Source organism: Acidobacteriota bacterium (assembly GCA_030697165.1).
Lineage (GTDB): Bacteria > Acidobacteriota > Vicinamibacteria > Vicinamibacterales > UBA2999 > 12-FULL-67-14b.
The window spans coordinates 252,068-276,475 of the sequence record JAUYQQ010000002.1 but is presented as its reverse complement, the minus strand read 5'-3'; the positions used below and the strand labels follow the sequence as shown (position 1 = coordinate 276,475).

Annotated in this window: 19 protein-coding genes; 5 read left to right on the top strand and 14 right to left on the bottom strand. The window is 66.6% G+C overall.

Features of this window, described 5'->3' with window-relative positions; all coding sequences use genetic code 11:
* Positions 1-94 precede the first annotated feature (94 nt).
* Positions 95-1,231 (top strand): dipeptidase, encoded by a 1,137-nt coding sequence (locus Q8T13_02560; GenBank protein MDP3716628.1) that lies wholly within the window; start codon positions 95-97, stop codon positions 1,229-1,231.
* Positions 1,232-1,327: 96 nt separating this feature from the next.
* Here Q8T13_02560 and Q8T13_02555 read toward each other — a convergent pair whose 3' ends face one another.
* The 4 genes from Q8T13_02555 to Q8T13_02540 all read right to left on the bottom strand — a co-directional run bounded on the left by Q8T13_02555 (position 1,328) and on the right by Q8T13_02540 (position 5,623).
* Positions 1,328-3,982 (bottom strand): ABC transporter permease, encoded by a 2,655-nt coding sequence (locus tag Q8T13_02555; protein ID MDP3716627.1) that lies wholly within the window; start codon positions 3,980-3,982, stop codon positions 1,328-1,330.
* Between the two features lie 7 nt (positions 3,983-3,989).
* Positions 3,990-4,322, bottom strand: a complete 333-nt coding sequence (locus tag Q8T13_02550) for a PadR family transcriptional regulator (protein ID MDP3716626.1) — start codon at positions 4,320-4,322, stop codon at positions 3,990-3,992.
* A gap of 65 nt (positions 4,323-4,387) precedes the next feature.
* Complete coding sequence (locus tag Q8T13_02545) at positions 4,388-4,960, bottom strand: isoprenylcysteine carboxylmethyltransferase family protein (protein MDP3716625.1); 573 nt, start codon at positions 4,958-4,960, stop codon at positions 4,388-4,390.
* Between the two features lie 75 nt (positions 4,961-5,035).
* Positions 5,036-5,623: an isoprenylcysteine carboxylmethyltransferase family protein gene (locus Q8T13_02540; protein MDP3716624.1), complete on the bottom strand. Its 588-nt coding sequence runs from the start codon at positions 5,621-5,623 to the stop codon at positions 5,036-5,038.
* Between the two features lie 320 nt (positions 5,624-5,943).
* On the opposite strand from Q8T13_02540, the gene Q8T13_02535 reads away from it, so the two are divergent.
* Positions 5,944-6,879 carry a sigma-70 family RNA polymerase sigma factor gene (locus Q8T13_02535; protein MDP3716623.1) on the top strand — a complete coding sequence of 312 codons (936 nt, stop codon included), beginning with the start codon at positions 5,944-5,946 and terminating at the stop codon, positions 6,877-6,879.
* Here Q8T13_02535 and Q8T13_02530 read toward each other — a convergent pair.
* From Q8T13_02530 to Q8T13_02495, 8 genes are all read right to left on the bottom strand, one after another.
* On the bottom strand, positions 6,869-7,741 hold the full coding sequence (locus Q8T13_02530) for a hypothetical protein (GenBank protein ID MDP3716622.1): 873 nt from the start codon (positions 7,739-7,741) through the stop codon (positions 6,869-6,871). The genes Q8T13_02535 and Q8T13_02530 overlap by 11 nt on opposite strands.
* Before the next feature lie 6 nt (positions 7,742-7,747).
* Positions 7,748-8,737, bottom strand: a complete 990-nt coding sequence (locus Q8T13_02525; GenBank protein ID MDP3716621.1) for a SagB/ThcOx family dehydrogenase — start codon at positions 8,735-8,737, stop codon at positions 7,748-7,750.
* A 107-nt stretch (positions 8,738-8,844) separates the two neighbouring features.
* On the bottom strand, positions 8,845-9,129 hold the full coding sequence (locus Q8T13_02520; GenBank protein MDP3716620.1) for a hypothetical protein: 285 nt from the start codon (positions 9,127-9,129) through the stop codon (positions 8,845-8,847).
* A 9-nt stretch (positions 9,130-9,138) separates the two neighbouring features.
* The gene (locus Q8T13_02515) at positions 9,139-11,649 is read right to left on the bottom strand and encodes a protein kinase (protein ID MDP3716619.1); all 2,511 of its coding nucleotides are present in this window, start codon (positions 11,647-11,649) and stop codon (positions 9,139-9,141) included.
* Positions 11,639-12,220 (bottom strand): sigma-70 family RNA polymerase sigma factor, encoded by a 582-nt coding sequence (locus Q8T13_02510; GenBank protein ID MDP3716618.1) that lies wholly within the window; start codon positions 12,218-12,220, stop codon positions 11,639-11,641. Before Q8T13_02510 ends, Q8T13_02515 begins: the two co-directional genes overlap by 11 nt.
* A gap of 133 nt (positions 12,221-12,353) precedes the next feature.
* Positions 12,354-13,463, bottom strand: coding sequence for a serine hydrolase (locus Q8T13_02505; GenBank protein MDP3716617.1), 1,110 nt, complete (start codon positions 13,461-13,463; stop codon positions 12,354-12,356).
* A 118-nt stretch (positions 13,464-13,581) separates the two neighbouring features.
* Positions 13,582-16,266: a M14 family metallopeptidase gene (locus Q8T13_02500; protein MDP3716616.1), complete on the bottom strand. Its 2,685-nt coding sequence runs from the start codon at positions 16,264-16,266 to the stop codon at positions 13,582-13,584.
* Positions 16,263-17,162 carry a serine hydrolase gene (locus tag Q8T13_02495; protein MDP3716615.1) on the bottom strand — a complete coding sequence of 300 codons (900 nt, stop codon included), beginning with the start codon at positions 17,160-17,162 and terminating at the stop codon, positions 16,263-16,265. The genes Q8T13_02500 and Q8T13_02495 overlap by 4 nt, the downstream gene beginning before the upstream one ends.
* A 76-nt stretch (positions 17,163-17,238) precedes the next feature.
* Here Q8T13_02495 and Q8T13_02490 point away from each other — a divergent pair, with 76 nt between their 5' ends.
* The gene (locus tag Q8T13_02490) at positions 17,239-17,703 is read left to right on the top strand and encodes an OsmC family protein (protein MDP3716614.1); all 465 of its coding nucleotides are present in this window, start codon (positions 17,239-17,241) and stop codon (positions 17,701-17,703) included.
* A 34-nt stretch (positions 17,704-17,737) separates the two neighbouring features.
* Here the strand turns inward: Q8T13_02490 and Q8T13_02485 are convergent, their stop codons facing one another.
* The gene (locus tag Q8T13_02485) at positions 17,738-19,774 is read right to left on the bottom strand and encodes an aconitase family protein (GenBank protein MDP3716613.1); all 2,037 of its coding nucleotides are present in this window, start codon (positions 19,772-19,774) and stop codon (positions 17,738-17,740) included.
* A 189-nt stretch (positions 19,775-19,963) separates the two neighbouring features.
* Here Q8T13_02485 and Q8T13_02480 point away from each other — a divergent pair, with 189 nt between their 5' ends.
* Positions 19,964-21,550, top strand: a complete 1,587-nt coding sequence (locus tag Q8T13_02480) for a M20/M25/M40 family metallo-hydrolase (protein MDP3716612.1) — start codon at positions 19,964-19,966, stop codon at positions 21,548-21,550.
* A gap of 121 nt (positions 21,551-21,671) precedes the next feature.
* Here the strand turns inward: Q8T13_02480 and Q8T13_02475 are convergent, their stop codons facing one another.
* Complete coding sequence (locus tag Q8T13_02475) at positions 21,672-22,991, bottom strand: PQQ-binding-like beta-propeller repeat protein (protein ID MDP3716611.1); 1,320 nt, start codon at positions 22,989-22,991, stop codon at positions 21,672-21,674.
* A 76-nt stretch (positions 22,992-23,067) separates the two neighbouring features.
* On the opposite strand from Q8T13_02475, the gene Q8T13_02470 reads away from it, so the two are divergent.
* Entirely contained in the window at positions 23,068-24,387 is a 1,320-nt protein-coding gene (locus Q8T13_02470) for an MATE family efflux transporter (protein MDP3716610.1), read from the top strand.
* Positions 24,388-24,408: the final 21 nt, after the last annotated feature.

Sequence of the window (24,408 nt, the reverse complement as noted above, 5' to 3'; positions counted from 1 at the left end):
ATCGGGGAACAGGGATCAGGGCGGCGCGGATTGTGGCAGGATGGCGTCTATGCCCAGATACTCGCCCTTCGTCGCTCTGCTCGCGGTCGTCGTCATGGCCACCAGCCACACCTCGGCCCAGGGAGATCTCCTGGCACGGGCCAGGGCCTTGCACAAGCAGGTGCCGCTCATCGACGGCCACAACGATTACCCCTGGGCGCTGCGCGGACTCGATCCCGGGCGCGACTTCAGCAAGGCCGAGATCTCCAAGCCGGTGCCGTCGTTGCATACCGATATCCCGCGCCTGCGAGAAGGCGGGGTCGGCGGGCAATTCTGGTCGGTGTACGTGCCGTCGAGCATGCAGGGCAAGGAAGCGGTGCGGGCCACGCTCGAGCAGATCGACATCGTGCACCGCATGACGAAGCGCTGGCCCGAGACCTTCGAGATGGCGTATACCGCGGCCGACATCGAGCGCTCGTTCAAGGCCGGCCGCATCGGCTCGCTGATCGGCATGGAAGGCGGGCACTCGATCGACAACTCGCTGGCGACGCTGCGCATGTTCTACGCGCTCGGCGCCCGATACATGACCATCACCCACTCCGCCAACCTGCCCTGGGCCGACGCCAGCACCGACACGCCGGTGCTCGGCGGCCTGTCGAAGTTCGGCGAGGAGGTGATCCGCGAGATGAACCGGATGGGGATGCTGGTGGACCTGAGCCACGTGTCGCCCGGGACCATGGAAGATGCCCTGCGGGTGAGCGAGGCGCCGGTGATCTTCTCGCACTCGTCGGCCAAGGCGCTGTGCAACGTGCCGCGCAACGTGCCCGACAACGTGCTGCAGCTGACCGCCAAGAACGGGGGCGTGGTGATGGTGACATTCGTGCCCCAGTTCATCTCGCAGGCGGTGGCCGATCACGACGCAAAAAGGGCCGAGGGCCCCGCACCGCGGGCCACGCTCGCGCAGGTGGCCGACCACATCGATCACATTCGCAAGGTCGCCGGTATGGATCACGTGGGCATCGGCGGCGACTTCGACGGCATCAGCTCGGTCATCCTCGGCCTCGAGGACGTCTCGAAGTACCCGGATCTCACCGCGGAGCTGCTCAGGCGCGGCTACTCGGACGACGACCTCAAGAAGCTGCTCGGCCTGAACGTGCTGCGGGTGATGAAGGGTGCCGAGGCCGTCGCGGCGCGGCTGCAGAAAACCCGGCCGCCTTCGACGGCCACCATCGAGCAGCTAGACGCCAAGTAGTTGGCCACAGAGGACACAGACACAGAGGATGTTTTTCTAAATACCGGACCGCGGTATTAGAAACGAATCTCGGTGTCCTCTGTGTCCCCTGTGGCCCTATTCCGCGCGCAGGGCGATTAACGGGTCGACCGTGGTCGCCTTGCGCGCCGGGATCAGGCACGCCAGCCCGCCCGCCAGCACGAACACGACGGCCACGGCCGCAAAGATCAGCGGGTCGCGCGGGGCGGTCTGGTAGAGGTATGACGACAGCACCCGGCCGCCGGCCAGCGCACCGGCAATGCCAATCACCAGGCCAATCACGACCAGCGTCAAGCCCTGGCGCAGCACCATGATCAGCACGCTCTCCCGCCGCGCCCCAAGCGCCATGCGCAGGCCGAACTCCTTGGTGCGCTCGGTCACCGACGTGGCAATCACGCCGCCGATGCCGGCGAGCGTCACGAGCAGCGCCAGCGCCGCAAACACCGCGAGCAGCGTCGCCGTGAGGCGCGGGGCGGCCAGCGCCTCGGAACGCAGATCGTCCAGCGTCTGCACCTCTTCGACCGGCTGGTTCGGATCGACCGAGTGGATGACGCTGCGCAGCGTATTGCCAAAGGCCGCCGGATTGCCGGCGGTGCGTACCAGCACCTGGCCCGCGAAACCCTGGCGCGTCTGCGCCAGCGGCTGATAGACCTGCGCCACGGTTTCCTGGGCCAGGCCGAACTGCTTCACGTCACCGACGACGCCGACGACGGTGAACCAGTTCTGACCGCGATCAACCGAGATGCGGCTGCCAACCGGGTCGGCGCCTTCCCAGTACCGCGCCATCGCGCGGTTGATGACGACGACGCTCAGTGATTGGTCGGTGTCGAGTGGGTTGAACGCGCGGCCGCTGACGAGGGGAATGCCAATGGTGTTGAAATACTGGTCGCTGGCGACGCGCACATCCATGGTCGGACGCCGCTCAGGGTCGTCGCTGACGCGGCCTTCGATGTCGAAACGGATGGTGCCGGGCGCGCCACCGCCGAGCGGCACCGCATTGGTGATCGCCGCGCTGCTGACCCCGGGGGCGGCCTGCAGCCGCTCGAGCACCGGCAGGTAGAGCTTGCGCAGTTCGTTCACGTTCGGATACCGCGAGAAGTTGCCGTAGATCTGTGCCGACAGCACGCCGTCCGACCGGTAGCCGGTCTCGACCCGCTGCAGCCGATAGAAGCTGGCCAGCAGCAGGCCGGCGCCCACGAGCAACATCACCGACACCGCCACCTGCGCCACGATCAGCGCGCCCTGGATGCGGCGACGGCCGCCGGCGTCGCCGGCCTGGCCACCGCCCTGCTTCAACGCCGCCACCAGGTCGACACGACTACCGACCGCCGGCAGCGTGCCAAACAGCAATCCCGTCAGCACCGACACGCCCAGCGTAAACACCAGCACCACCGGATCGAGCGTGACCTCCCCGGTCCGCGACGTGAACCGGCCGACGAACGTGGTCAACATCCCGATCGTCACCCACGCGAAGCCGACCCCGACAAGGCCGCCACAGACGCCGAGCAGCATGCTTTCGGTGAGCAGCTGGCGCACCAGCCGCCCGCGTCCGGCGCCAAGGGCCGCGCGCATGGCCAGTTCGCGGTCGCGGCCGAGCATGCGCGCCAGCGTGAGGTTGGCGACGTTGGCGCACGCGATCAGCAGCACCAGCCCGGTGATGCCGAGCAGGATCAGCAGCAACTCGCGGGCGCCGCTGGTGAGCGCGTCGCGCACCGGCACGGTGGTGGCGCGGAAGCCGGACGTCTCGGGCCGGTAGACCTGCCGGTGGTCCTGCGTGAAGGTGTGGCAGATCGCGCCGACCGCGCTGGCCGCCGCCCCGGGATCGAGCCCCGGCTTGAGACGGCCGAACACGTTCAGCGCGGCGAAGGCGCGGCGGTTCTGCGCCATCTGCCGTTCGCCATTGGCTCGAAACGGGCACGCCAGCACCGGCATGTAGACGTCGTTCTCCTGCGGGTAGTGCGGCACGTTGGGCAGCACGCCAATTACGCGGTGCGGCCGATCGTTCATCTCGAACACCTGGCCGACGATGTTGGGGTCGCCGCCGAACTTGGTGCGCCAGTAGGTGTGGCTCAGCACCAGCACGGCCTCGGCGCCCTCGACATCGTCGGTGGCAGCGAAGGTGCGGCCGATGATCGGCTTGATCCCCAGCAGGTCGAAGAAGTTGGCCGAGACGACGCCGGTGTCAACGCGATCGGGTTCGCCGCGATTGATCAGGTCGAAGTTCATCTGGTGGTACTCGACCAGACCGTCGAACACGTTGGTGGCGCGTTCGCGGTAGTCGTAGTACTCGGCGATGGCCACGCCGACCGTGGGCTGGCCCGAGAGCGGCCGCGACTGCTGCAGCACCACCAGCCGATCGCCGTTCTCGTACGGCAACGGCTTGAGCAGCACGCCGTTAATCACGCTGAAGATGGCGGTGTTGGCGCCAATGCCGAGGCCGAGGGTGATGACCGCCAGGGCGGCATAACCGGGGCGCTTGACCAGCGCGCGGGCCCCGTAACGCAGGTCGGCGACCAGCGTCTCGAGCCAGCTCACGCCGCGGGCGTCGCGGGTTTCTTCCTTGTGCTTTTCCATGGGTCCAAAACTCCTGAACGCGCGCGTGCGCGCCTCGTCCGGGCTGAAGCCGAGCGAGATGTTCTTCTCGGTTTCCATCTCGATGTGGAACCGCATCTCGGCGTTCAGGCCGCGATCGAGTTGTTGGCCGCGCCACAGGGCCGGCAGGCGTTTCCACATACGTTTCCTATGCCTCGCTGGCGAGGATCTTCGCCACCGCGCCGGTCATTCGCTCCCACTGCTCGGTCTCGTCCCTGAGCTGCCGGGCGCCGGTGCGGGTGAGCTGGTAGAACTTGGCCTGGCGGTTATTCTCGGACGTGCTCCACTCGGAGTCGATCCAGCCGGCGGTCTCGAGGCGCTGCAGTGCCGGATAGAGCGAGCCCTGGTTGACGCGCAACACGTTGTCGGAAATCTGCTGGATGCGCTGCGAGATCCCCCATCCGTGTTGGGGCCCAAGCGCCAGCGTCTTCAGGATGAGAAGGTCGAGCGTGCCCTGGAGCAGGTCGAGTCTTGTCGGCATTCGATAGAAGAATGCGCCCGGCTCTTGTCGAATGTCAACAGGAGCGCGAAAAAGGCTGGGACGAACTAAAACAGGAAGGGAATCATCCGCCAGGTGCGGGCGCGGTACTGCTCGTACTCGGCGGCGCGCTTCCCGGTCGCGAGCCGGCGCTCTTCCTCTCGCGCCGACGCGACATAGCACCCGATCATGATCACGGCGGTCACCCCAAGCGCCACGCTGTGCATCGCCACGGGCGCCGCTAACCAGGCCAGCGCGTACGAGAGGTAGATGGGGTGGCGAATCACCCGGTACGGACCGGTCTGGAGAATAATGTCGCACTTGGGCTCGTAGACGAACGTGCGCGTCATCGGCGTGCGCCGCGCCGCCTCGATCGCGCTCAGGAACAGCGCCAGCGACACGGAATACATGCCGATGCCCACGCCCGCCCACAGGTCGGTGGCGGTGTTCAGCACGAGCAGGGCGAAGCCATGGGTGAGGCCAACCAACACGCTCAGGTCCTGGAACAAGCGCTGGGGCCGCGAGAGCGTCGGCGGTTGCACAAAGAAATTCTGCAGCGCGACGGCAAACACGATCAGGGTGGAGCCGCCGACGACGGCCAGGGCCCACTCGAGCAGGGTATCGGGAAATTGTGCTGACACGGGGCGCTCAGCAAGCTTAATGCCGGATTGGCGCGTACCCCCACGCCAGCACGAATATTGTGTGCAATCGGCGGTTCAGCGGAAGAAACGGACCAGGCCTGGAATCGACGGCAGCACCCCGCCTGCCTTCGCGCGGTAGACTCGATAGGCGTCGCCAAAGTGCGCTTCGAGCCGGCGTTCCTCGCGCCGCGCCGCGAACACATACAGGCCCACCGCCAGCAGGCCCGAAATCGTGATGACCGGGCCGTGGGTCGCGACCGGCGCGGCCAGCCACGCCAGCGAGTACGCGATATAGAACGGGTGCCGCACGACGGCGAAGGGACCCGTGGTGATGAGCGCCCTTGGCATGGGCTCGTCGACCAGAGTGCGCGGCAACTTCACGCGGCGCGCCGATTCGAGGGCGGCCAGGAACAACAGCGTCGCGCCCATATACATGGCAATACCGGCCGCGGCCCACCGCGGGCTCACCGATCCGAGCAGAAGAATGCCGCCGACGTGGATCACGGCCAAGCCGACGCCGACGTCCTGCAAGGCGCGAATTCTGGGGCTATTGACTCGCGAGTCGAGAAAGAAATCCTGCAACGCCACCGCAATGATCACACCGGTGGCGGCGGCAACCGCGAGCAGCACCCAATCGAGCGGCGTCTGTGGCAGGACACGCATGGCGGCAGTAGGGTATCGCGGAAACCGCGGGACCGGTGCGTCCATTGATGGTGGGAGGCGGTCTGGCCGATATGTCAGAGTGTGCAGATGGGTCCGCGTGTTCGTTCATTGAAGTCTTATACTGGCCGCAACTTTAGATGATCCGACGACTGCTGTCGTTTTTCAGGACGTACCGGAAGGCCCGCAGGCTGGGATTCACCGTGGTCGATGCGATGCGCGCAGCGCGGGTCAACTCGCGCGGCGCGGGTTGGTAGCCTCAGGCAAGCACCAACTGTTCGGTTCGTCGCGGTTCGGCGTTTTGGGGGGTGAGGAGAGTTCAGATGGCCCCCCAACCGTCGGTCACTTGCCCAGCCGTACCAGGCCGCAGCCTGGTTGAGTCCCAATTCGAACTGATTCAAGCCACCGTTCGCGCCGTCGCCTGGAGCGCGCGCCTGCCGGTCCAGGATCGCGGCGATTTCGAGTCGTATGCCTGGATGAAGCTGCTCGAAGCCGACAGCCGCAAGGTGGCGGCATTCCGCGGCGACTGCACGTTTCCGATCTTCATCCGAATCGTGATCAAGCGGATCCTGTTGGACTACCGCAATAGCCGTTGGGGGCGGTGGCGCGCGTCCACCGACGCGCGGCGCGCCGGTGCGGAAGTGGTCGAGGCCGAGCGACGAATCCTCCGCGATGGCTATCCGGTTCACGCGGTGGCCACGCGCGGCCACGCCGGCGTGGCGGCGCTGGTCGCCCGGCTGCGCGCCGGTGGACACCCGGCCAGCGGCCGGCGCGTTCGCGAAGAACCGCTCGAGCTCGTGCTGGAGACGGCATCGAAGGAACCTAATCCGGAGGAGCAGGCACTGGCCAACGCCAGGAAGGCGCGCTCGGCGACGGTGTCGCGCGCGCTGCTCGACACGCTGCGCCAGTTGAGCGCCGACGACCGCCGGCTGCTGATGTTGCGCTACGCCACCGGCCAGCCGGTCAGCCAGATCGCATTCACGGTGGGACAGGATCAAAAGCGCCTGTATCGGACCTACGAGCGCATTCTCAGCCAGCTGCGCGGCGAGCTCGAGCGCGCCGGTGTCTCGCGTGGCGAGGCGCGCGAGGTGGTGGCCGATGGCCTCGACTCGCGGCTCTTCGCGACGACGCCGTGCGCCACCGGCCAGGATGCGCACCGGCGCCGGGCGCCGGCATGCCCACTTCGGCCACGCCTAGGCACCCGCGAATACCGTCACGACCCAGGTAACGCACCGGCGCAGGCGGCCGCTATGGCCTGAGGCTGCGGGCGGGCGGGGACCAGAAGAATCCCACCAGCGTCATCGGTTGGTTGAATACGGCGCTGCGGATGTTGCGGATGACGAGTCTACTGCCATCGACTTGATCGACCGGATCGGGGCCATCCTTCTGGGACCACACCCCGGAATCATCGAGCCGGAGACAGTGAAAGTCCTGGTAAATGCCCATTTTTGATCGCAGGCAGATCGCGAGCAGATGGGTGTTTGCGTCACCCGTGCACACCGTTGGCGGGCGCATGCCGTCCCAGACCAGGTTGTCGTATTCGGCGGCGCGGCGCATTTCAGCCGCGTCCGCCCACGTCGTCAACCCCCCAGGCATGGCACCCGTCATGGACTGCCCAAACACGACGTCGTTCGCGTAGTTGTAGCAGTTGTTGCTCTTTCTGTGGGTATCCCAGAAACTCGGCGAAACAGGGTACGTGGGAGCGTCAGGGCAGACGATTTCCGCCGGGCCGCTTGCGATGCCGGCGATGGTGTGGGTCGCCGCTGGGGTACTCGACAATTGGGCGAATGTCAGGCCGAGCGACATCTTGATGGCGAGCGGCGCGGTGCCGTACAGCCAGGATTCAAGTAATCCCGCAGTGTCCCAGAACAGGCTTGTTCCCGACAAGGCGCGGGCGCTCCAGACGTGAAGCGAGATCTCACTATCCTCGCCACTGCCGCGTACATCGAATCCACGATAGCCCGACGCGGGCGGCGCGAACTCGACCGACACGTTGAGGTCGAAGGCCCCGCCCTGTAGCTGCCCCAGCGCCGTCTTGAATAACGGCAGGTCATCGGTATTCAGCATCCACGCCGGATTGCGAATGCCTGAGAACAGGATCAGCTCAACGCGAATGGCCATCTCACCTCACTCCGACATTCCGCCCGGGTGCCGGCGCCGGTCGGCGGCCTGGATGCCAACGCCAACAACATAGATGGGACATTCGGTCACGCCATCGAGGCCCAGTATGGATTCGATCTCCGCCTCGCGAAACGCCATGGTGCAAAAGGGCGCCAGGCCCATCTCTGTCGCCAGCAGACAAAAGGACTGCCCAAGATGGCCGGCCTCGATCAACACGGCCCGATACACGCGGCTGAACGGGTAACGCCACATGGCGCGGGCAAACACCGGGCACATGACGATCGCCGCAGCCGCCCCACGAAAGTAGTTCTGACCGGCCAGGCAATGCACCAGTTCGGCGGGCTGACATCCGCTGCGCACACCCACCAGTTCATGCGCTTCCGCATCGTAGTGATACCAGCCAGGCTCGAGCCCGTTGACGTCCAGAACCGCGACGTACGCCTCGATGGAGTGCCGCGCACCGCCCGAAGGCGAGGTCTTCAGCGGCACGCGGCTTTGCCCCGGCACGTTGCCCCACGCCTGCACGCCCCACGTATGGAACAACAGTGCTTCGAGCGCCTCGCGCTGAAGGCTGCCGGCGCCGAAGTTGCGCCACGTCCGGCGTTCATGCAGGGTCTTCGTGACCGGCGTGGCCAGGTCCTTTGATGCCAGGCGAGTTCGACTCCCGGCGATCTTCTTGCACGCGGGTGGTGGTGGCTCGACCACCGCCTTGGCCCGCAGCACCTGCTCGTACGCGATCAGGTCGTCTGGATACGAGCCATCCTTGGTCGCGAAGTGGAACGCCACGGCCTCCGGACTCCAGGGCGCCCAGACGCTGAGATCCCGGATCGGATCGGTGGTGCGATCGAGGATCGAGGCATCGGCGAGCAGCGTCAGCAGTTGCGTGGTCGATTCGAGGGAGCCCAGTTCCGGGCAGCCGGCGAGCACCTCTGGCGCCGATCGCCAATCCGTCAACGCTTCCAGCATCGGCACGCAGAGCGTCGGCAGAGGCGTCACACTGTGAGTCATCCAATTGGTCGCCTGAAGCCCTGCCCCCTCCCAGTGCAGCGTCAACGTGGACGAACGCCGAAAGCGTTCGTCCACGCCATTGCGCTCCAAGTCGGTCACTCCACTTCGAACAGGCAGAACAAGCCCTGCCAGCCACAAGTGGCTCTAACGGCCTCACGAGCCTCTGTCAGCCTGGCGATCGCGGCCTCCACCTTCGCCAATGTGTTGGCCTCGTTATGTTCCGTGTTCGCCGGATGCCCATCGGCCGGCTTCACCGTGAGCGAGAGATTTCCGGACTCCAGCTTCATCCGGAGGAGCTCGAGGCGATCGATGCGGAGCTGAATTTCGTCCTGCAGTTCCTTGTTGTCAACACTGACAATCTCAACGGGCTTCTCTGCCATGCCTGCTCCCTAGGGTTGTGCGCCGAGTCCTGCCCGGCGCAACAGTTCACCGAATCTCGGATCGGTCCTCAACGGATCGACTCGAGGGTCCACTCCAAGCCACAACGCATTCGTCGAACGCTGGGCCACCGCCTCTTCGAGGATCGCCAGGGCGTCGTCGAAACGCCCCTCGGCAACGGCCAGGTACGCCAGGCTGTCGGGCCCGGGGGTCTCGCCCGCGCGCCGCCTGGTTTCCAGTTCCTGCATCACGGCGCCGGCGTCGTCCTGGCGTCCGGCCGACAGGTAGACCCGCGCCAGTTCGGACAGCCACCCGACGTTCCGGCTTTGCGCGAGCGCCTGCTGGATTTCGGCAATCGCCGCATCAAACAAGCCGCGGGCGCTGTAGATCCGTCCCAACCCAAAATGGGCGACCCCGTAGCCGGGCGAGAGGGACAGGGCCCGTCGCATCTCAGATTCCGCCTGCGCGAAATCGCGCGCATAGTAATACAGGGTGGCCACGGAGGTCGTGCGATTGGCGATCAGGGGCTCGCGCTCCCTCGCCTCCAGGCCCATGGCGATGGACTCGGCGAATCGTCCTTGCGCCGCCAGCAGCATCGCGAGCCGCTGGCGCGCCAGTGCGTAACTCGGACTGGACGCAATCGCCTGCCGATAGGTTTCCTCCGCCAACGGCAAGTCCCAATCGAAGTAGAACTGGACCGTGGCCAACGCGGTCAACCCGACCGGCAGTTCGGGGTCAAGCGAGAGCGACCGACGGGCCAGTTCCCGGGCGTGCTCGATTCGGGGCGCCCGCTCCGGCAACGCCGACAGGTCGGCGAGTCGATGCTCGATCAACGCCAGTTCCGCCCAGGCCTCGGCAAAGGTGGGCTCCAGTTCGATCGCCCGCTTGAACAGGGAAGCTGCCAATGCGGCCCGGCGATCGTCAAACGCAATGGTGGTCTCCACCAGGCCGCGGACGTAGGCGTCCTGGGCCTCGGGATTGAGCACACGTTCCGCCAGGGCGCGCCGTTCGCCGGGCGACAGATCCAGCATCAGGCGCGTGGCCACCAGCCTGGAAATTTCGGTTTGGGCACTGATGATGCCGGCGCGATCGCGAATGATTTCGTCGCCCCAGATGGTCTTTCCGGTGGCCGGCTCTGACAGGCGCACGTTCAACCGGAACGCGTCATTGACCTGGTCAAGCGATCCCGCCAGCAGGAGACGGACCCCGAGGCGGGACGCCTGGCCGTCGGTCTCCGCCGTTGGCGACAGATTGCGGACGGCGTCGTAGGACGGCACCCGCAACGAGCGAATCCTGGCGAGGTTGGAAATCAGCAGTTCGGTCATCCCGGTGGTCAGGTAGTCGAGGTCCGGGTTTCCGGTCCGGTTGAGGATTGGCAGGACGGCGATGGAGGTGTCGCTTGGTTCGACCGAGGTGAACCGGGTGATCGCCGCCCCGCTCAGCACGACGGCAAGCGCGGCGGCCAGCCAGAGCACCAGGCCGCGCCAGCCCCGGCCGGTCGTCACCGGGTCGGCGGCGGTCGCCACGCTGGTCGAGAGGACGTCCGACAGGTCAGCCTCGAACTCGCCGGCCGTTCGCGTGCGCCGCGCCGGGTCATGCTCGACGGCGCGAGAGACGGCGCGAACGAACTCCGGGGCCAGGTCCGCTCGCACATCGAGCAGGTTCCGGCCGCTCCGATCGAGGTGCGCCTGGCGCAGCGCCGCCAACGAGGCGGCGGCGATCGGAAACTGCCCGGTCGCCAGATAAAACAGGGTGACGCCAAGGCTGTAGACGTCACTCTCCGGTGTCGCTGGCGTGCCGGCCAGCACCTCGGGCGCCATGTAGAGCGGCGTGCCGGTCTGATCGGCGACGGCATCACCCGGCAACAACACCGAGCTGGCGCCGAGGTCCATCAAGACAATGCGGCCGCCCGCCTCGCGCATCACGTTCTGCGCCTTGACATCCCGATGCACCAGGCCGGCGGCGTGAATGGCCGCCAGCGCGCGGCACAAATCGCGGCCGATCAAGGCGGCCTCGTGCGCGCCGAAGCGCCCCTGCTCCTTGACCAGCAGGTCCAGCCGCTTGCCGCGGACGAACTCCATCCAAATGCCCGGCAGGCCCTCGTGCACGTCGGCGCCAAACACCGTGACGACGTTCGGGTGCCGCACCCGCGCCAGGCGCCGGCCCTCTTCGATCACCGTGGCCGGCTGCGAGGACCGCGGGAACAGCTTGAGCGCGACCTCGCGATGAAGATGGGTGTCGAGGGCGCGGTAGACAATGCCGAACGAGCCGCGGCCCACCTGCTCGAGCAGCTCGAGATGCCCCCAGCGCGAGGCGACCGGCCGGTCGTCGGCCGGGCTCGACGGATCGCCCGGCAACAGGTCGTGCAGCTGGCGGTGCGCCGCGGCGACCTGGGACACGGCCACGAGCTGATCGGCCACCGCGCGGTCGTCGGCCGAGAGGCCGGCGAATGCCGCGTCCCAGTCGACGCCGGCAAAATCGGCGACCCGGCCGGCGGTGTCGATCAAGGGGTCAGGCTTCATTCTTCATGACCTGGGCGAGGCGCAGGATGGCGCGGCTGACCGTCATGCGGGCGGCGTCGGGCGACGGCTTACCAATCAAGTCGGCGATCTCCTGGTACGAACACCCCATCTCGACACGCGCGATGACCGCCTCCCGCGCTTCGGGTTCGAGCAACCGCAGCGCGCGCTCGTAGCGCTCCATCGTCTGTTGCCCAATGGTCGCCTCGAGCGGGCTGGCGCCGCTGAAGAGGAGGTCGTCATCGAGCTCATCGCGGTGCGGACGGCGCGCCCGGCCGCGCGCCTCGTCTTTGACGCGATTGAGGATCGCCTGCCGCAGGTACGCCTGGAAGGCGCCTTCACCCCGCATTTCGAAGGTATTCAGGGAGCGCACGGTTCGCACCAGCGTGTCTTGCACGAGGTCGTCCGTATCTGACAGGTCACGCACCCAGCGCGGCAACCGGCCCGAGGCCCAGCGCGTCAGCCGGGGCAAAAACCGGTCGAGCAGCCGGCTCAACGCCTCGGCGTCGCCGCTCTTGGCCATGGCCACGAGCTGGATGGTAGAGGTCGCGGACGGATCGCTGCCCGGGTCCAAGCGGCGATTCTAGACCAACTGCCGGGCTGGCAGCGGCGACCCGCGCGCGAACGCCAGCAAGGTGTGCAACGCCTGGCATACCGAGGTAGACGGACACGGAATGGAGTTTCCGGGTCCGTCGCGCCGGGCTGCCCTATTTGATGGCGGCGATGATGCGCTTGGCGAACTCCCCTTCGTTGCCGGCGTGCCAGCGCCACACCACCACCAGGTCGTGATCGGGAGAGATCAGGATGGTGTTGCTGCCGGCGCCGCGGGCGCCGTACACGTTTGCGGGCAGGCCCGGATAGTTCTTGCCCGCCGTGTTCAGCCACCACAGGTAGCCGTAGTCAGGACCGTTCGCGCTCGGCGACACCGCGGCCTTGACGAACGCCGGCGGCAGGATCTGCTGGTCGCCCCACTTGCCGCCGCGCAGCCACAGGTAGCCGAAGCGCGCCATGTCCCACGAGTTGATCCACACGCCGCCGCCCCAGCGCGTGCCGCCGCTGACCGACGGCATCTTCCGGCCGTCGATGGTGACGTAGCTGTTGTGGTACGGCACCCACTTCCACGAGTTGGAGCCGCCGATCACGTCCATCACCTCGTCGCGGAACACCTCGGGCACGGGCTTGCGGAACGTCTGCAGCAACGACATGCCGAGGCGGTTGATGCGAACGTCGTTGTACTCGTAGAACGTACCGGGCCGCTTCAGTTCGCGAGGCTTGCGTTCGCCGTCGCCGAATGCCTCGGCGCCGACGAAGTCGTGGTTCTTGCCGAACATCGCGCCTTCCCATTCGGTTTCCTGCTGGAGGTGCATCTTCCAGGTGACCTGCGCGTTGCGCGGCGAGTCGTAGCCGCCGTCCTTGACGGTGGCGCCGACCGGCGCGTCGAGGTTGGCGATCTTGCCGTCGCGGATGGCGATGCCGGCGACCGTCGCCATCATGCTCTTGGCCACCGAGTAGGTCGGATCGACCCAGGTCGAATCGCCGAACTCGGCGACCACGTAGCCCTTGTAGATGACCAGGCCGTTGGTCGTGGCGCGCTTGGTCGGGACCGAACCGAGCAGGGTGCCGAAGATCTTCTCCTGGTCCGAGAAGTCCATCTCGCGCCGCGACTCGCGGGTCTGCGCCCAGGCGACGGCCTCGGCCAGCCTGGCGGGGTCCAGTCCCAACTCCGCAGGAGCCTTCTTTTCCCAGGTCCCCGCGGGTGGATAGTACTGCGCAGTCTGCGCGGCAGGCGCGGCCGCCAGATACATCCACAGAAGCACGCAAGCACAGAAACACGGAGCCAGGGCTCCAAAGGCCACTGCGCGGAGGCGTCGAATTCCGGTCGTCATAAAATGAGTTTCCGTGTTTCCGTGTTTCCGTGTTTCCATGCGACGCATTCTAATATCCCGGCCCCAACAACACCGCGTTCATAAACAACAACATCGTGGATTCCGTGAACGCACGATAGTTCGGATCCTCGGCAAAGCCGATCACGTGGCCTTGTCCGAAGGGCTGGTGCATGAGGAACGCCTTCTGCACGAGGATGTCCTGGGCTTCGGGCCAGATCAGGCCCGAGGCGATCAGCTGGTCCTTGGTCGCGTAGATGCCGACGTTGCGGCCGCTGTTCAACTTGAGCGGCGCGAACACCCGGTTGCCTTCGATCATCACCTGCGTCTCGGCATCGCTGCCGGCCGTCAGCCAGTGATTGGTGTCGAGCGTCACGCGCAGGATGGCACCGGGCTGCGACGCCGGCCGCTCACGATCGGGCTGGATCGCCTTGTCGTAATCGAACGCCTCGCCCGGCTTGGGCGCAGCACCTGAGGCACCCGAGGCACCTGAGGCACCCGCGCCACTGGGCGGCGGGATGTCGGGCCGCCCGTCTTTCAGCAGCCCCGTCGTCTCCAGCAGGCCGACGTTGGCGCCCGTCGCCCACCTGGTGGCTTCGGCCATGGTGACCAGCGTGCCGCCACTGCGCAGCCAGTCCTTCACGCGGTTCAGCACGGCCTCGTTGATGGTGCCGGCAAAGTTGCCCGACGGCATCACGATGACGTCGTAGTCGTTGAAGTTGGCACGGCCGAGCGAGCTGGTCCGCACGGCGGTCACGTCCTGGCCGAAGCGCCGCTCGAGCGTGTACCGCGTCCACCCGGCCGACAGCGTGCTCGTGGGCGTGTCCCAGACCAGCAGCACTTTCGGCGCCTTCAGCGCCTGCACGTCGTTGCTGCCGAGCGAGGTTCCTTCGTCCACCCACGATGAATCGATCGGCACCAGGTCGACGCTGTGACGCCGCGCCAGCGCCGTGAGCTTCGCGTTGAGGTCAGCCGGATTCTCGATGTTGCGGAAGAAGGCGGTGCCAATCGGGTAGCGCCGGCCGTTGTGCGTGAACGCGCCGCCGACGCTCCGGATCTTGAGGCCCTGTTTCAAGGCGTCAGCCGCGACCGCCGCCGCGCCCGATCCCCACGGCATCAGGTAGCCGACCTTGGCCGCAGCCAGCGTCCGCGCCGGCATGGGCGCGTCGTACTGCGAGGGCATGGCCGTCGTCTTGACGGCCACCGCGGTGGGGCTGGTGACCAGCTCAACGTCGAACAGCATCGGCAGGTTCCACGCGGTGATGTCGTAGATCTGGTCGTTCAGGCGCATCTTGCGGCGCTCTTCCTGCTTGCGGACGAACTCGGCCGGCATGTCGGTTTTTGGATCCAGCAGGTTGCGCGCCATGCGCGCGGTCGGCTGCGCGTTGGAGACGATGAAGGTGCCGGCGGGCAACGTGCGCGAGGCCAGCTTGATCGGTTCCTCGGCGCGGCGGACTTCAATGCCCTGCGTCGCCAGGTTACGGGCCAGCAGCTCGGCACGCGACGGATCGTGTCCCGGCACGATCAGGTACTCGCGTACCGGCCCCTTCTCGCCCTCGGCCACGGCGCTGCGCCGGTACTCGAGGTAATCGCGCATCAGGCGCTCGCGGTTGCGGGCCGCGGTGATCGCGGTAGTGATGGCGGCGTTGAAGTGATGCATCACGCCGTCGCGGTAAGTCAGCGTGTCGCCGTCGCTCCGGGCAAAGGCCAGGCCGCGGGCCGACGCTTGTTCGTAGGTCATGCCGATCGAGCCCTGGAAGGTCGGCCACGAATCGCCGTAGCCCGGATAGAACGCGTCGTAGACCTCGCGGATGTAGTACGCCCAGCCGCGCTCGTCGAAGCGGGCGCCGTTGGCGCGACCGAGCAGTTCCCACGCCGCGATCTGGCTCTTGGTAATGTGCGGATTCAGCGGGTCGGCCGGCGGCGCGAAGTAGTAGCTGTTGTCGCCGCCCATCTCGTGCAGGTCCACGGTGACCTGCGGCACGTACTCCAGCCCGATCTTGATGCGGCCGCGCGTCTCGGGCTGCGACTGGGCGAACCAGTCGCGGTTCATGTCGAACAGGTAGTGGTTGCTGCGCCCGCCGGGCCACGGCTCGTCATGCTCGGCACTGTATGGCGCGGCATCGGGCGTGGCGGCGCGTCCCAGCAGGTTCTGGGCCACGAACCGGGCGCGGCCATCCGGATTCTGCATCGGGTCGATCAGCACCAGCGCATCGCGCGTGACCGCGTCCACGCCGGCGTCGCCCTGGGACGCCAGCAGGTGATACGCCTCGGCCAGCGCCGCGTCGGACGAAGAGATTTCGTTGCCGTGCACGCCGTGCACCAGCCACACCACGACCGGAAGCTCGCGGGCCAGTCGGTCGGATTCGGCCGGCGCCACGCCGCGCGGATCGGCAAAGCGCTGCAGGTCGGCCTTCACCTGTTCGAGCTTCGCAATGCGATCGGCGCTGCCGATCACCATCAGCCACAACGGACGCCCTTCCCAACTGCGCGCGTACTCGATCAGCCGCGAGCGGGTGGGCGCGGCCTTCTGCAGCGCCTGCAGATACTGGGCAACGCCTTCCGGCGGCGTGATTACCTCGCCGTGGTCGTGCCCCAGCACCTGCTTGATGGTCGGGATGGCCGGGTCGTACTTCGCGCCAGGCCACAGAGCCGGTTCCTGCGCTGCCGCGGATGTCAGCCACAGAGGACACAGAGAACACAGAGCCAGAACACTAAAGACAAGACGCCTGCTCATTTGTCGAAATACTCCACTAGCTGTTGCGCGAAGCGGCCGATGCGGTCTTCGGCCTCGCCGTAGTTGCCGGTAATCGCGTTGCCCAGAAACGACACGACGATCGGTCCGGAACGCGCGTAGATGATGCCGACATCGTTGGCCAGCACCGGCGGGAAATCGCCGGTCTTGTGCGCGACGGGCACCGAGAGATAGTGATTCAGGCGGCGCTGCCCGGCCAGCTGGGCGCGCAGCATTCGCAACATCTCGTCGCAACTGGCCGCCGAGGCGATGGTCTTCTTCTCGATCGCCTCGAGCATCTGGCCGGTCGCCCGGGCGCTGATTTCACCCAGCCAGTACGATCGATCGCTATTGGTCTTGCCATTACGATCATCGGTCGGCTTGAGCGCGTTGTACTTCGCGAACAGCTCGCCGGTGGTCTGCGTCAGCTTCAAGCCCTCGCCGTACCCCTGTTCCTTCAGCCACGCGTTGACGCGCGCGACGCCGCCCACCCTGGCGATCGCCAGGTCGGTGGCGGTGTTGTCGCTGGTGATGATCATCTGCAGCAGGACGTCGCGAAAGGTCGGCTGCAGGCCGGCGTCGTGGTGTCGGAAGATGCCGGAGCCGCCGCGGATGTCTTCTTTGCGGACGGTGACGCGCTCGTCCAGCTTGATCTCGCCGCGCTCGGCCATCTGGAACGCCAGCACCAGGACCGGGATCTTGATGACGCTGGCGCTGTTCAGCAGTTCTTCGTCACGCACGCCCGCGGCCTCGCCGGTGGTGAGGTGCTTCACCCAGATGCCGGCGGTCCCTGGGAACTCTGCGGCCACGCGCGTGAGCAGCGCGCCGAGCGGCGTTGTTTGCTCGGCCGTTGAAAACGAGGCCAGGCCGAGCGCCAGCAGCGCAACGACAGGTTTCACGCGCCCTAGCTTATTGCAAATGGGTTGGGGCTTGGGGCCTGGGGCTTGGAAGGCGTTTCGCCAGATAATCGGGGGGATGGCCCACCTTTACCCCATTCGCATGACCTGGACGGGCAACACCGGCACGGGGACCGCGCACTACAAGGGCTACGAGCGGACCCACGAGTATTCGGTCCCGGGCAAACCGGTGATTCCTGGTTCGTCAGACCCCGCGTTCCGCGGCGACGCCACGCGCTACAACCCTGAAGAACTGCTGGTCATGTCGCTGTCGTCGTGCCACATGCTCTGGTATCTCCACCTCTGCGCCGAGGCCGGCGTCGTGGTGACTGAGTACGTGGATGACGCGGTGGGGACGATGGTCGAAGTGAAGGAGACGGGCGGTCACTTCACGGAAGTGATCCTGCGTCCGCTGGCGACGCTCCAGGCGGGCAGCGATGCGGCGCTGGCGGCGCAACTTCACGAGAAAGCGCACCACCTGTGCTTCGTCGCCAACTCGGTGAACTTCCCGGTCCGCTGCGAACCGTCCTTTCGGTCCGCCTAAAGGCGTTACGCCCATCGGTGAGGAAGGGACCTTCTTACACGCCGTACTTTTCGGGATCCCAGAGCAACCCGAGTTCGGTCGGCGGCGCCATGTAGCCCGCCAGCGCCGACGCTGCCACCACCGATGGCGAGGCGAGATAGCCTTCGCCGCCCAGTCCCATCCGGTTCTGCCAGTTGCGATTGAACGAGGTGATCGCGCGCTGGCCCTTCTCGAGGGCATCGCTGCCCTGCCCGAAGCAGGGTCCGCACCACGACGCGCGGATCTGGCCGCCGACGTTGCGGAAGACATCGGCGATCGACTCGCCGCCCAGCCGCGGATCCGGCCGCTCGATCAGCAGCTTGACGCCGCCGGAGCCGGGGAACACCACCAGTTCTTTCTGGACCTTCGTCAGTCCCTTCGCGCGCGCCGCGACCAGCACCAGCGCCGCCGACAGCAGGTCGTCGTAGCTGCCGTTGGTGCACGAACCGATCATCGCCTTGTCGAACTCGATCCGCTCGCGCGCGACCTCTTCGGCCGGGAACGCGTTGCCCGGGCTGAACGGCTTGGCAATCATTGGCGTGATCTCGTTCAGCACGAGTTCCTCATCGATCTCGAAGCTCGCGTCGGGCCCGCAGCCGAACTTCGGATACGGCAGCTCGGTCATGCCCTTGGCCTTGTACCAGGCATAGGTGATGTCGTCCGGAGCGAAAATGCCGTTCAGCGCTTCAGCCTCGGCCATCATGTTCGCAATGGTGTTGCGGAACGCGATCGGCAGCTGCTTGTCGGCGTCCACCAGTTCCACCGACATGCCCTGCGACTGCCTGGCGCCCCACCGGCGTAGCAACTCGAGCACGATGTCCTTGCCGGTCACCCACGGGCTCAGCTTGCCGCGGAACGTCACGCGCCGTTCCTTCGCCATCGTGAAGTAGATGTAGCCGGTGGACCAGCCGAAGCCGAGCGTGGTCGAGCCGACGCCCATGCCGACGGCGCCGTACGCGCCATAGGCGCGGCTGTGCGAGTCGGCGCCGGGAATGAACTGCCCCGGCACGACCAGACCCTGCTCGGGAAAATAGAAGTGGAAGATGCCGTCGCCGGGCGTGGCGTAGTACGGCTTCTTGATGTCGTGAAACGCCGCGAACTGCCGCCCAATCCCCGTCTGCTTGTCATCGTCTGGCTTGCCGGTGAAGACGAAGTGATCGTTGGCGACGGCGGCCTGGCGCGGCAGGATCGAACTGCCGCCGGTGATCTGGTTGAAGGTGTGGATCGAGAACGGCGCCGTGCCGTCGGACGCCGGCAGCAGATCGGCGTACACCCGCAGCGTCGCGCCCGGCGCGACCTCTGCGTCCTTGTCCACCCGGTGCGCCCACACGATCTGCGCGGTGGTGGACATGGTGCGCGCGAGCGTCGCGTCCGGAAAGATCACCTCGGGTGTGCGCTCGACCGACGAGCGGAACTCGCGGCGGCCGACAGCGAAGATGCCGCCGCTCTGCCGAATCTCGTCTTCCTTTGCGCTGAGCGGCACCGGCGTGTAGGTCCTGCCCTGCGTGAGGTTGACGATCTGGCGCGAGCCGGTTTCGAACGTGAACGCGTCGCCGTCTTTCGCATCGGCCACCGCCTCGGGACTTTGCACGACGTGCAGGCCGAGGTTGAACGAGTTGCGGCGGAAGATGTCGCCCATGTTGTGGCCGCAGATGATCACCATCTCGAGGCCGACCTCTTCAGCGATCGCCTTGAGGCCGGCCGGCGACATCTCGCGCGAGCTGCCAATCGCGAACCGGTCACCGGCAATCACGAACGTCTCGCCCTTGTGGACGCGGGCGCGGAAGTCGGGCATCAGGTAGCGAAACGAGCCGGCCTTCCAGCGTTCATCGAGCGTCTCCAGGCTTTCCGAGACGCAGTCGGCCGCCGGCGTGATTTGGTCGGTATCAATGGCGTCGAGTTTCTTGCCGGGCTTCCTGGGATCCCAGAGGATCAGCGCCGTGCCGCGAATGCTCCGGCTGGCGTCGCTGCCGGCCAAGTCGGCAGGACGCGGCGTGGGCAAGGTATCAAGGGTGAGGCCCGGCTTCAGGATGGCGGGTTTCGCAATCTGCATAACCTAACGATTGTAACTTGCCGGCCCGCCTGCGCTCGCCTGGCGAGCTACGGCGAGGTCGCGCCGAAGCAGCCGTTGGCTGCGAAGGCGGAGAGTCGGGAGTCGGGCGTCGGGAGTCAATGTGGCGTCCGGGTTCTTGACCCGCCGAAGCGCAACGCGAAGGCGGTCAGCCGAACTAAAATGGCGGCCATGCGTTACCTCACATTTGCCCTGACGTTTGCCATCGCGGCCCTGTCGGTTGTCACACCAACCGCGCAAGAGAAGATCGACAAAGACATCCAGTGGAAGATTCGCCGCGAAGCCACGGACAACTCCCAGATTCTCCGCACCCTGCACTTTCTGACCGACGTCTACGGGCCGCGCCTGACCGGCTCGCCCAACCTGAAGGCCTCGCAGGAATGGGTCGTCGCGGAAACGACCAAGTGGGGCTTGAAGAACGCCAAGCTCGAGCCGTGGAACTTCGGGCATCCCGGCTGGGCGAACGAAAAGCTGTCGGTCCACGTGACCGCTCCGGTGAAAGACTCGCTGGTAGCCGAAGCGCTGGCGTGGACGCCTGGCACCGCCGGCGCCGTCACCGCGCAGGCCGTGCAGTTGATCGTCCCGAACCAGCCAACCAAGGACGTGCTGACGAGGTTCTTTGACGACCACCGCGCGAAGGTGAAGGGCAAGTTCGTGATGGTGGGCGCGGCCGCGGACGTGCGCGTCGCCATCCTCACGCCGCCGAAGCGCCGCGAAGATAACGACGTGCGCGCGCAGTACGATCCGGTCAACCCCACCGGCGGCGGCTTCCCCGGCGGCGGTGGCCCGGGCGGTCCGGCCAATCCCAACATCGTGCCGGCCGCCCAGGTCGCCGAGCAACTGGATCAGTTCCTGGTCGCGGCCGGTGCCGCCGGCCGCGTCAACGACGCCGGCCGTGAGCACGGCCAGATCCGCGCCTTCAACAACCGCACCTTCGACATCGCCAAGGCCGTGCCCACGGTGGTGATGCGCAACGAAGACTACGGCCGCCTCTCGCGGTTGATGGCCGGCGGCGCCACCGTCGAACTCGAGATGAACATTGTCAATCGCAGCTACCCCGAAGGCGCCACGCAGTACAACGTCGTCGCCGAAATTCCTGGCACCGACAAGGCGCACGAAATAGTGATGCTGGGCGGCCACATCGACTCGTGGCACTCGGCGACCGGCGCCACCGACAACGCGATTGGCTGCGCGACCATGCTCGAGGCCATCCGCATCCTGAACGCCATCGGCGTGAAGCCGCGCCGCACCATTCGGGTTGCCCTGTGGGGCGGCGAGGAGCAGGGCTTGCTCGGCTCGCAGGCTTACGTGAAGGAACACTTCGGCATGGTCGAGAATCCGAAGCCGGGGCACGCCAACTTCGCCGGCTACTTCAACATCGATTCAGGCACCGGGCGCGCCCGCGGCATGTCGGTGTTCGGTCCGGCCGAAGCGGCCGCGATTCTGCGCCAGGCGACCAAGTCTTTCGAAGACAACGGCTTCTTCGGCGTCAACGCCACGCAGAGCCGCCGCCGCGGCGGCACGGACTCGACGTCGTTCAATGAAGCGGGCCTGCCCGGCATCGGCATCCAGCAGGATCCAATCGAGTACAACTCGCACACGTGGCACACCAACCTCGACACCTACGAGCGCGTTATTGAAGACGATGCGAGGCAGTCGGCGATGGTGATTGCGGCGGCGGTGTACCACCTGGCGATGCGCGACGAGATGCTGCCCCGCCTGCCGAAAGACAAGATGCCGCCCCTGCCGACACCCTAAAAGGAAATCTGCCACAGAGGACACAGAGAAACACTTCTTCGAAATGCAAGATACGCGATAGCAACCGTGTGCCTGCATTTAGAAAGACTTTCTCGGTGTCCTCTGTGTCCTCTGTGGCCAATTACTGTCCGACAGCGTAGATACGGTCGTCCGCGCGCAGATAGAGCCTGCCTGCCGCGGCGGCCGGTGACGCGACGAAGTGGCCGTCGAGCTTGTTGCGCGACAGCACCTCGAAGGTCCGGCCGGCCTTGAGCACGATCGTCTCGCCCGTCTCGCTGACGAAGTAGACCTTGCCGTCGCCGGCGATCGGCGACGCGGTGAAGACGCCGCCGACCCTTTCCTGCCACAGGCGCTGGCCGGTTGCGGCATCCACAGCGGACAGGATCCCGTTCTCGCCGCTCATGTAGACCACGCCCTGGTAGTGAATGAGCGACGACACGTACGGTCCGCCCGTCGGCACGCGCCAGGCGACATGGCTGGCGGTGATGTCGCCCTTGCCACCCAACCGAATCGCCATGTACGGGCTGCTGCGATAGCCGCGGCTGAGGTACAGCATGCCCTTGTCTTCCATCGCCACCGGGATCGGAAAGCGGTTGACCTCGGGGTAGTGCCACAGTGACGCGCCGGTCGCCGGGTTGAACGATTCCACGCCGGTGCTGGAGTTGACGATCAGTTCAGGTCCCGAGGGACCGGTGATCACCACCGGTGAGCTCCACGAGGCGTTGCCGGCGGGCTGGTCGACTTTCCACTTCACCGCGCCGGTGCGCTTGTCGAGGGCCAGCAGATACGACAGCTGCTCGTGGTAACAGAGCAGGATCAGCGAGTCGTTGAACAGGACCGGCGAGCTGGCGTGCCCCCAGTTGATCTCGAAGGGCGCGTAGTCGCGCGCGAGGTTGCGCTGCCACAGCTGCTTGCCCGAGACGTCGAGGGCGACCAGCTGGCCGGTGCCAAACCACGCGTAGACGCGCTCGCCGTCGGTCACCGGGCTGGCGCTCGACAGGTTGTGCTTGTCGTGCACGGGCGGCAGCTCGCCCTCGGCCGGCGTCTCGTGGATCCACAGCCGCTTGCCGCTGGCGCGGTCGAACGCCTCGACGATAAAGGCCACCGCGTCACGTTTGGTCCGTCGCGCAAGAGTGCCCTCGCCCGCAGCGGCAGGATCGACGCCTTGCGCCAGGGTCGGGTGGCGGCCGTCCTGGCGGCGGCCGTCGCCGGCCTGCGACGTAACGAACACGCGGTTGGCCGACACCACCGGTGATGACACGCCCGTGCCCTCGAGCGGCGTTGACCAGGCCACGTTCTGCGTGGCGCTCCACGTCGCCGGAATAGGACCGGTCGCAATCCCGCTGGCCGCCGGTCCGCGCCAATGCGGCCAGGTGTCGGCCGACAGCGAAGCGGCGGCAATGAACAAGGTGGCGAGGGTGACGGCAACGCGCATCTGCATGACTGGCTCCGGAGCCGATCCTACCGTAAGCTTGCAGATTCCCGTGCGCGCGTCCCTTCGCTCAGAACTGGCTCCCATGCTCCGCCTCGCCGCCCCGGTGGTGATGGCCGAGCTTGGCTGGATGGCCATGGGCGTGGTCGACACCTTGATGGTCGGGCCGCTCGGTCCCGAGGCGATCAGCGCCGTCGGCGTCGGCGCGGCCATGCACATTGCGTTCGCGGTGTTCGGCATGGGCGTGCTGCTCGGCCTCGACACGCTGGTGTCGCAGGCGTTCGGCGCCCGTGACATCCGCGACTGCCACCGCTGGCTGTTCGATGGCCTGACCCTCGCCGCCCTGATGACCATCCCGATCATGCTGGCCTGCGGCGTGCTGGCGTATTCGATTCCGTCGCTCGGCTTTCACCCCGCCGTGGCGCCGCCGCTCCAGTCGTACTTCATCGTGCTGATCTGGAGCACCCCGTTCCTGCTGGGCTACGCCGCTTGCCGGCGCTACCTGCAGGGCATGCACCTGGTGAAGCCGGTGATGTTCGCGCTGATCTCGGCGAACGTCTTCAATGCCGTCATGGACTGGCTGCTGATCTACGGCAACCTCGGGTTCCCGCGTCTCGAGGTGGCCGGCGCGGCCTGGGCGACGCTGCTGTCGCGCATCTACATGTTTGCGGCGTTGCTGGTCGCGATCTGGTGGGCCGACTCGCGGCATGGGCACGAGAGCCTGTGGAAGGTGCCTCGCCTTGTTGATCCCGCGCGGCTCAAGCGGTTGCTCAAGCTCGGTCTGCCGGCCGCCTCGCAGGTGCTCGCGGAGGTCGGGGTGTTCGCCCTGGCCACCGCCCTCGCCGGCACGCTCGATCCCATCTCGGCGGCGTCGCACCAGATCGCGCTCAACCTGGCCGGCATCGCGTTCATGATCCCGCTCGGCGTGGGCTCGGCCGGCGCCGTCCGCGTTGGCCATGCGGTCGGCGCGGGCGATCCCGTGCGCGCGGCAGCCGCTGGATGGACCGCCATCATGCTGGGCGTCGTGTTCATGCTGAGTTCGGGCGCGTTGTTTGTCGCCATCCCGCGCACGTTGATCGGGCTCTTCAGCACCGACCCGGCAGTGCTCAGCGCGGGCACGTCACTGCTTTATCTCGCCGCCGTGTTTCAGCTCTTCGACGGTCTCCAGGGCGTGATCACCGGCACGCTGCGGGGAATCGGCGACACGCGCACACCCATGCTCGTCAACCTGGCGGCGCACTGGTTGCTGGGGTTGCCCGTGAGCTATACGCTCTGCTTCGTGATCGGCTGGGGGGTGTGGGGCCTCTGGGTGGGCCTGTCGCTGGGGCTGATCGTCACCGGCACCATCCTCCTCTGGGTCTGGGCGCGGAAGATCCATGACTATCGAGTGGCCCATGAACTGTGACCCGCACCGCAGTCGTGCCAT

What these genes read in the sequence shown, in the direction of transcription:
- Q8T13_02560 (MDP3716628.1), top strand. Translation starts at nt 95, where the DNA reads ATGGCCACCAGCCACACCTCGGCCCAGGGAGATCTCCTGGCACGGGCC.
- Q8T13_02555 (MDP3716627.1), bottom strand. Translation starts at nt 3,982, where the DNA reads ATGTGGAAACGCCTGCCGGCCCTGTGGCGCGGCCAACAACTCGATCGC.
- Q8T13_02550 (MDP3716626.1), bottom strand. Translation starts at nt 4,322, where the DNA reads ATGCCGACAAGACTCGACCTGCTCCAGGGCACGCTCGACCTTCTCATC.
- Q8T13_02540 (MDP3716624.1), bottom strand. Translation starts at nt 5,623, where the DNA reads ATGCGTGTCCTGCCACAGACGCCGCTCGATTGGGTGCTGCTCGCGGTT.
- Q8T13_02535 (MDP3716623.1), top strand. Translation starts at nt 5,944, where the DNA reads ATGGCCCCCCAACCGTCGGTCACTTGCCCAGCCGTACCAGGCCGCAGC.
- Q8T13_02530 (MDP3716622.1), bottom strand. Translation starts at nt 7,741, where the DNA reads ATGGCCATTCGCGTTGAGCTGATCCTGTTCTCAGGCATTCGCAATCCG.
- Q8T13_02520 (MDP3716620.1), bottom strand. Translation starts at nt 9,129, where the DNA reads ATGGCAGAGAAGCCCGTTGAGATTGTCAGTGTTGACAACAAGGAACTG.
- Q8T13_02515 (MDP3716619.1), bottom strand. Translation starts at nt 11,649, where the DNA reads ATGAAGCCTGACCCCTTGATCGACACCGCCGGCCGGGTCGCCGATTTT.
- Q8T13_02500 (MDP3716616.1), bottom strand. Translation starts at nt 16,266, where the DNA reads ATGAGCAGGCGTCTTGTCTTTAGTGTTCTGGCTCTGTGTTCTCTGTGT.
- Q8T13_02490 (MDP3716614.1), top strand. Translation starts at nt 17,239, where the DNA reads ATGGCCCACCTTTACCCCATTCGCATGACCTGGACGGGCAACACCGGC.
- Q8T13_02485 (MDP3716613.1), bottom strand. Translation starts at nt 19,774, where the DNA reads ATGCAGATTGCGAAACCCGCCATCCTGAAGCCGGGCCTCACCCTTGAT.
- Q8T13_02480 (MDP3716612.1), top strand. Translation starts at nt 19,964, where the DNA reads ATGCGTTACCTCACATTTGCCCTGACGTTTGCCATCGCGGCCCTGTCG.
- Q8T13_02475 (MDP3716611.1), bottom strand. Translation starts at nt 22,991, where the DNA reads ATGCAGATGCGCGTTGCCGTCACCCTCGCCACCTTGTTCATTGCCGCC.
- Q8T13_02470 (MDP3716610.1), top strand. Translation starts at nt 23,068, where the DNA reads ATGCTCCGCCTCGCCGCCCCGGTGGTGATGGCCGAGCTTGGCTGGATG.